This is a genomic window from Pseudomonas antarctica, from assembly GCF_900624995.1.
GTDB lineage: Bacteria > Pseudomonadota > Gammaproteobacteria > Pseudomonadales > Pseudomonadaceae > Aquipseudomonas > Aquipseudomonas antarctica.
The window spans coordinates 1-8,402 of record NZ_UYXQ01000151.1 but is presented as its reverse complement, the minus strand read 5'-3'; the positions used below and the strand labels follow the sequence as shown (position 1 = coordinate 8,402).

Annotated in this window: 3 protein-coding genes and 1 pseudogene; 1 reads left to right on the top strand and 3 read right to left on the bottom strand. The window is 62.0% G+C overall.

The genetic code is table 11. The features are described from left to right. Nucleotides 1–626 (top strand): helix-turn-helix transcriptional regulator (locus E0F99_RS27295; RefSeq protein WP_130909040.1); only part of this gene is annotated, 626 nt, incomplete at its 5' end. Nucleotides 627–762: 136 nt separating this feature from the next. Here the strand turns inward: E0F99_RS27295 and E0F99_RS27290 are convergent. The 3 genes and pseudogenes from E0F99_RS27290 to E0F99_RS27280 all read right to left on the bottom strand — a co-directional run. Then, nucleotides 763–2,721: a MacB family efflux pump subunit gene (locus E0F99_RS27290; RefSeq protein ID WP_083358047.1), complete on the bottom strand. Its 1,959-nt coding sequence runs from the start codon at nucleotides 2,719–2,721 to the stop codon at nucleotides 763–765. A gap of 4 nt (nucleotides 2,722–2,725) precedes the next feature. Further along, complete coding sequence (gene macA, locus E0F99_RS27285; protein ID WP_083358046.1) at nucleotides 2,726–3,877, bottom strand: macrolide transporter subunit MacA; 1,152 nt, start codon at nucleotides 3,875–3,877, stop codon at nucleotides 2,726–2,728. A gap of 375 nt (nucleotides 3,878–4,252) precedes the next feature. Beyond that, nucleotides 4,253–8,402: pseudogene (locus tag E0F99_RS27280) on the bottom strand (non-ribosomal peptide synthetase); the annotation flags it as partial.

The window sequence follows — 8,402 nt, the reverse complement described above, 5'->3', positions numbered from 1 at the left end:
GTCGCCACTTCCCACCCATGCGGCATGACCTCATCCTCACCCAATTGGCAGTGGACGCTACCCATATCACGCAATTGCGGGTGAGTGCCGAAGGCCACACCCGACGCCTGATCAGCCCGGTCTATACCGATTCGGTGGCCGCTCTGGGTGAAGAACAACCCGCCGCACAGCTGCATCTCACGCGCCACAAGGACGATGTGCGCTACGTGCTCTCGGTGTACCGCGCGCACCATTCCAAAAGTTTTTCGCCGCAGGAACGCAGCATGCTGCAGGACTTCTCCACGCTGTTGCTGCCCATGGTCGAAAAACACATCACCGCGATCCAGCCGTGCCGCCAGAACAGCAACACGGCGGTGCCGCAACATCAGGGCATCGAAACCCTGCGCCGGCGTATTGAAGAACGCTTGGTGCAATCGGGACTGACCTTGTCCAAGCGTGAACTCGAGGTATGCGTAGGCCTGCTGGCGGGGCGTACAGCGCCGGAGTTGGCGGAGCAATTGGCGCTGAAGGTCAATACCATCGAGAGTTATCTCAAGCGCGCGGCGATCAAGCTGGGAATCAGCGGGCGGCATTCGTTGTTGCGCTGGATGTATGCGACTGAGGAAGGAACGGTCACGATCCTCTGAATCACCAAAAAAACCTGTGGGAGCGGGCTTGCTCGCGAATGCGGTGTGTCAGCGCCAAATGTACTGCTGACCCACCGCTTTCGCGAGCAAGCCCGCTCCCCCATTTGATCTCCAGTGTCAGTGATACCTGATCCAGTCAGTCCCGTGCCAACGCCTCAATCGGGTCCAGCCGCGCCGCATTCCTGGCTGGCACAAAACCAAACACAATGCCGATCATCGTCGAGCAGGCAAACGCGGTCATGATCGAGCCTAAGGAAAACACCATTTCCCACTCTTTCACAAACAACGAAAACAGGTAGCCGATTGCGAACGACAGCGAGATCCCGATCATCCCGCCGATCAGACACACCATCACCGCCTCCACCAGAAACTGCTGGCGGATATCCGACTGCCGCGCGCCCACCGCCATGCGAATACCGATCTCGCGGGTACGCTCGGTCACCGACACCAGCATGATGTTCATCACGCCGATACCGCCCACCAGCAACGAAATCACCGCGATCAGCGACAATAGCAGCGCCAGCGAGCGGCTGGTTTTTTGCACAGTCTGCATGATGCTGTCGAGGTTGTTGGTAAAGAAGTCCTTGGTGCCATGGCGTTGCAGCATGAGTTTATTGACGTTCTCTTCAACCACCTTGCTTGGCTGGCCATCCTTGATACGCACGGTGATGCTGTCCAGGTGGCGCTGACCTAAAAGACGCCCCGCCGCCGTTTCGTAAGGCACCCACACATTCAGCGCCTTGCTGGCGGCGAACATGTTTTTGTTGTCGGCCGTCACACCGATCACCGTGCACGGCAGGTTGCCGACCAGGATCACCTGGCCCAACGGGTCCACATTCGGCCCGAACAAACGATGCCGCGTGTTGTGGTCAATCACCACCACCTGCGCCTGGCGCCGCGCGTCGCTTTCGCTGAAGGCAATCCCGGCCTCAAGCTTTAATCCCTTCACCTTGAAGTAGCGGTCGCTGACGCCATTGACCTGTGCATCCAAGTCGATATTGCCAAAGCGCAGCAACAGGTTGCGGCCCACCACCGGCGTGGCGCTATCGACGTAATACAGTTGGTTCAGCGCCTCCACATCCGAGGGCATCAACGTCTCGATGGCCGACGCGCGGCTGTCACCGAAACTGGTGCCGGAAAAAATGTCGATGGTGTTGCTGCCGATCGCCTGGATATCCTTGAGCACATAACGCTTGGCGCCCTCACCGATGGCCGAGATCGACACGACCGAGGTGATGCCGATGACAATGCCGAGCATGGTCAACAAGGTGCGCATGCGATGGGAAATCAGCGCGACCCAGGCCATGTTGAATGCTTCCTTGAACAACCCCAGGCTCGCCACCAGACGCCGTGCACCGCTGCGTCGGGTCTCGATTGGCGCTTCGCTTGGCGCGTCCAAACCGACACTGTCGTTGGCCTTGTCGCTGACAATCTCGCCGTCGCACACCTCGACAATGCGCTGGGCATTGGCCGCCACCTTGGGGTCGTGGGTGACGATAATCACCGTATGCCCGGCGGCGTGCAGCTCGGCGAGGATGCGCATCACCTCCTTGCCGCTGTGGGTGTCGAGGGCGCCGGTGGGTTCGTCCGCGAGGATCACTTCTCCTCCGTTCATCAACGCGCGGGCAATACTCACCCGTTGTTGCTGACCACCCGAAAGCTGGCTCGGCCGATGGGTCGTATGCCCCGCCAGGCCCAGCCGCGTGAGCAACTCCCGCGCGCGGCTGTGGCGCTGAGTTTCTGGAGTGCCGGCATAGATCGCCGGCATTTCCACGTTGTGCAAGGCGCTCAGGTGCGCGAGCAAATGGTAGCGCTGGAAGATAAAACCGAAGTAATCGCGGCGCAGTTCCGCCAGTTGCTCATCGCCCAGTGAGCGGGTTTCGATGCCATTGATCTTGTAGCTGCCGGCGGTGGCGTAATCCAGGCCGCCGAGGATGTTCATCAGCGTCGATTTACCCGAGCCCGAGGCGCCGATGATTGCGACCATCTCGCCGGCATGAATACTCAAGTCGATGCCCTTGAGCGCAATGAACTCACGCTCGCCGGCCATGAAACTGCGGGTGATGCCCTTTAGTTCCAACAGTGGCTGGGTCATGGAATCAACTCCCCGACACTGCAGGCGTTGCGTCGCCGATCACGACTTTATCGCCCTCGGCCAGGCCTTCCAGAATCTGCACTTTGACGTTGTTGTTGATCCCGGTCTTCACCTTGCGCGATAGCGCTTTACCCTTGGCATCGAGCACGCGCAGCGGATAGCTGCCGTCGGCGTTGCGTGCGCCGAGTGCCGCCACCGGCACGATCAACGCCGCCTGGGCGGTGTCGAGCACAATACGCACCTGGGCAGTCATGGCGATGCGCAAGCGGTGGTCAGGGTTGGGCACGTCAAACAGCGCGTTGTAAAACACCGCGGTGTTCTGCTTGGGCGTGCCGGCGGTCTGGGTCTCGAGGAAGTTCTGCGGCGCCGGCTCCGTGCCGCGCAGCTTGGCGTAGTAGCGCTTGTCAGCCTCGCCGAGGATGGTGAAATACACCTGCTGGCCAGGGCTGATATGAATCACATCCGCCTCCGACACCTGGGCTTTGACGGTCATGGTGTCCAAGTCCGCCAGTTTGAGCAGCACCGGCGCCAACTGGCTGGCAATCACCGTCTGGCCTTCCTGGGTGACGATGCCGACCACATCACCGTTGATCGGGGCGACAATACGGGTATAGGCCAGGTTGACCTTGGCGGTGTCGATCTGGATATGCGCACTTTTGATCTGCGCATCCAGGGACAGCAGGTTGGCTTGCTGCACCTGAAAGGTGGACTCGGCGTCCTCAAAATCCTGGCGTGACACCGATTCGTCGACCTGCAAGCCTTTGTAACGTTGGTAGACCGATTTGGCCTGCTTGAGCTGCGCCGCCGTGGCACGGCGTTGTGCCTGCAGGTTTTCTTCATCGACCTGGGCTTTGCGCAGGGTGTTTTGCAGGATCAGCGGGTCGATTTCGGCGAGCCATTGGCCCTTCTTCACCTTATCGCCCACCTTGACCTTGAGCGACTTCAACTGCCCGGAAACCTGGGAACCGACGTCGACCTGCTTGATGCCTTCCAGCACGCCGGTGGCCAACACGGCGTTTTCAATATCACCCCGTTCAGCCGTGGCGGTGAGGTATTGCGGCGCGTCGGCGGGCGCTTGCACCGTGTACACGACAAGGCCAATGGCAACCGCCAATACCGCGAGCATTCCGAGTTTGCGAAACGTTGACTTTTGCATAAATGACCATAAAAAGATGAAGAGGGTCTGAAGCGAACATATTCAAAACATGGGAGAGGGTTTGCTCCCGATTGCAGGGTGTCAGTCAACCCATCAGGCACCGACACTGCGCATTCGCGAGCAAGCCCGCTCCCACATTTGGATCTCCATACATCAGGAAGAGATCACTCGAATCTTGATCTGCTTTTGATCTGAGGCGCCCCGTTAAACCACGCTGGCCGAACGCAGGCGAGGCACCGAGTGGTGGGGCAAAGACCTTTTGGTTACTGTTGGCTGGGCCGGCATTCCGGGCGTTTGCCAAAAGTGACCCGTTGTAAGAGCGGAACCTTAAGTGGCCGTTACCGCAGAAATGGATATGTACTCGACATACAGCCCTCAAGACACCACCTCCCCAATCACCACCCCCTCAACCCACCACCGCGCCAACCCCAACACATTCGGCGCCTTAAGCAACGTAAAGTGGTTCCCCGGTCCATACCAAACCTGCAACCCACTCCCCTGCCGCCGCCACCCCTCAACCATCAACCCCTGCTCCCGCTGATTCCCCACCGCATCCAGCGAAGGATCCTCAGCCAACACCAACCGCACCACCCCGTTGTAACGCTGCAAAGGCCGATACACCGTGCGCAGCGCCGCCGCATACGTGCGGGCCGGCCCGTCCATGGCATCCACTGCTGAACGCCCCGGCAACAACCCCACGCCCACCATCCCCGCATGCAGCCGTTGGCGCTGCGCCACCTCATCACGCCCGGCAAAATCCACCGGGTCGATACCCAGCGACTTCCCAGCCGCCAACTGCATCGCCTCGATCAACCGCAACAACGCCGCCGTGGTCGTATACGGCTTACCCAAGCCCCCCGGCGACTCACTGTCAATCACCGTCAACGACGCCACCTCACGGCCCATCGCCTGCAACCGCAACGCCATCTCCAACGCCACCCAACCGCCAAACGAATGCCCAACCAAATGCACCGCTCCTCGCGGGCACTCCTGTAAAAGCGCAGCCAGATAACACTGCGCCGCCGCTTCCACCTGGCTGTGCGGCACTGCCTCACCGTCCAAGCCACGCGGCTGCAGCCCGAACAACGGCCAGTCACGCCCCAGGGCCTCACTCAACCCCACAAACCCGGTGACGCTGTCTCCCGCACCCGGCACACAGAACACCGGCGCATACCCCGCTCGCCCACTCTGAATCCGCAGCAGCGGTTGATGCGCCACCTCCATCATCGGTAAAGCCGCCGCCAACGCCTCAGTCATCGCACGCCCCAACGCCTGGATATGCGGCGCCTGCATCATGCTCTGGTGATCCCCCGGCACCACCACTTGGCGCAACTGCCCCGACGCCAGCGCCTCCTCCCAGCCCAGCGAAACACTGCGCTGCGACAACTCGGTCGGCCGCTCCATAGCGCTGAACAGGTGCACCGCAACCGGCAACGGGAACAGGCTGTAATGCGCCAACGCGTGCCCATGGCCCACCTCGCGCTCGATAAAACTCACTAGGTCCGCGTCCGCAGCCGCTGCCATTTGCGCGTATAGCAGACCTTGATCGCGACAGCGTTGCAGCAGACCTGCAAAGTCCAACTGTCCAATGCCCGCCTCCAAGTGTTCAAGGCTCGCCAGTTCATCCACACCTCCTTGTGCTTTCCAATACGCCGTGCACTGCAACAACAAATGCCGCTTGAGTGCATCCGGCCCGCTCCAGCGCGCCTTGCCCTGATCGGTCATGCGCGGCACGTAGCTGTCGATCAAGCCCACAAACGCGACTGGCTCATCCAGCCCCAGCAATTGCATCGCCACTTCATACGCCAACACACCGCCAAACGACCAGCCCGCGAGCCGATACGGCCCGTGGGGCTGGCGCTCACGAATCAGCCCGACCATGCGCGCCGCCAGGCCTTCCAGGGTGTTCAGGTGCCGCTCACCAAGCGCTACGCCCGGCAGACCGTAAATGGGATAGTCGCCGGGCAGGTGCTGGCCGAGCGCCGGGAAGTACACATCCATGCCGCTGAACTCGTGCACCAAAAACAGCGGCGGCTGCGAGCCGCTGCTGCGCACGGTAATCACCGACGTATCGCGCACCGGCGCCTCCGTGCGCTGGTGCAACATCGCCGCGACGGACGCCACGCTGGCATGCTGGAACAGCTCAGCCAGGGACACCTGCAGCCCCGCCTCGTCCATCAGGTTGACCAGTCGAATCGCCAGCAACGAATGCCCGCCCAGCTCGAAGAAACTGTCATGCCGCCCGACCTGTTCGAGCTTCAACACCTCGGCCCACAAGCGTGCCAGCGTCTGTTCCAAGGCATCGGCTGGCGCTTCAAAATCGCGGCGGTTCAATGCGTCCAGGGCGGGAACCGGCAGCGCCTTGCGATCGATCTTGCCGTTGGCCGTCAGCGGCAAATACTCGAGCGGCACATAGGCCGACGCCAGCATGTAGTCCGGCAATTGGCCTTGCAGGTGGGCACGCACGCTGTCGAGGCCTACGGGTTCGGCAGCCCAGGTGAAGTAGGCCACCAAACGCTTGTCACCTGGCACGTCTTCACGCGCCAGCACCACCACGTCCTGGATAGCCGCACAGGTTGCCAGGCGCGCTTCGATCTCACCCAGCTCAATACGGAAACCACGGATCTTGACCTGATCGTCATTGCGCCCGATGCACTCCAGCAGGCCCTGCGCCGTCCAGCGGCCAAGGTCGCCAGTGCGGTACATCAAGGCGCCCGGGTTGAACGGGTCTTGTACAAACTTTTCAGCGCTCAGCTCAGGTCGGTTCAAGTAACCCTTGGCCACGCCGTCGCCGCCGATGCAAATCTCACCGGTGACCCCCACGGGCACCGGCTGCAACTGCGTATTCAGCACGTGGATTTGTGTGTTGGAAATCGGCCGGCCCACAGGCACGCTGTCGGCGTCATCGGCTAGCGCGCGCACTTCATACGTGGTGGCGTAGGTGGTGGTTTCCGTCGGCCCGTAACAATGCACCAGACGCAGCGCCGGCGCCTGCGTCAACAGGCTGCGGAACGCCGCCGGATCGGCACGCTCGCCGCCGCACAGCAAGATACGCAGCCCGGCCAGGGCCTCGGGGATCATCTGCACATACTGGTTGAACAGCGCCGTGGTGACGAACAGTACCGTCGCGCCCTGCAGTACCACGCCGAACGCGCTCGGGTCGAGCAAGGTCGCGTGGTCGACCACCTGCACCTGCCCGCCGTTGAGCAGCGGGCCCCACACGTCCATGGTGCTGGCGTCGAATGCCGGGTTGGAGGCGAAGGCCACGCGGTCGGCGGCATTGAAGTCGGCATAGCCGTTATTGATCACCAACCGCGTAATGCCACGGTGCGGCACCAATACGCCTTTCGGCGTGCCGGTGGAGCCTGAGGTGTACATGATGTACGCCACGCTGTCCGAGGACTGCGACAGGTCCGGGTTGTGGCTCGGTTGCGGGTCGAGGGCCAGAGTGTCCAGGTCCAGGCGTTGGGCTGGACAGTCGATGGCGGCATCGCTGCGGGTCAGCAGCCACGTCGCGCCGCTGTCCTGCAGCATAAAGCGCTGGCGCTCAGCCGGCGCGTTGATGTCCAGCGGCACATAGGCCGCCGCGCATTTGAGCACGGCCAACTGGCTGACCAATAAATCCATTGAGCGCGCCAGCAAAATCGCTACAGGGTCGGCGGGCCGAACCCCCAGGCCCAGCAGGTGATGGGCCAAGCGGTTGGCGCGGGTGTTCAGCTCGCCGTAACGCCATGCTTGCTCGCCGTGCAGCACTGCCGTAGCGTCTGGACGCGCCTGGGCCTGGGCTTCAAACAGCCTCTGCACCGTGTGTTCACGCGGGAACGCACGGGCAGTGGCGTTGAAGCTCGACAGCTGTTCGCGTTCGGCGGCGGGCAGGATCGGCAAGCGGCTGATGGCGGTTTCAGTGTTGTGCTCCAGCGCCTCCACCAGTTGCTCCAGCGCGATCTGCAGGTAGTCGCACAAACGCCCGGCGCCCTGCCCCATGGCTTGCAGGCTGAAACCCTCACCCAGGTCATCCACACTCACCGACACGCCGTAATTGGAATGCTCCTCGGCCTTGAGCAGTTGAATACCTTGCCAAGCCTCGGCCACGCCGCCGGGGTGCGGCGCACTGTGACGGTAGTTGAACAGCACGTTAAACAACGGCGTCGCTACCGGCACCGCGCTGCAGCGCTGGGCCAACGCCAGGGACGCGTGTTCGTGGCTGAGCAGTTGCGTCAGGCGCGCATGGGTGGCACGCAACGCGCTACGCACCGAGTGTTCACCCAGGTCGACGCGCAGCGGCAACGTGTTGATAAACACGCCCATGGCTCGCTCGGCGCCCTCACCGCCTTGCAAGCGACCGAGCATCACGGTGCCGAACACCACCCGCTAGCGGCCGCTGACTTGGCCCAACACCTGCCCCCCGCCCAGGTGCATCAGGCTCGCGGCACTCACGCCCCCATGGCCATCCTGACTGCGCAGGCGTCGGCTTAATTTAGGGTAATACCACTGATGAACCTTTTCACATACGCGCAGGTTTTCC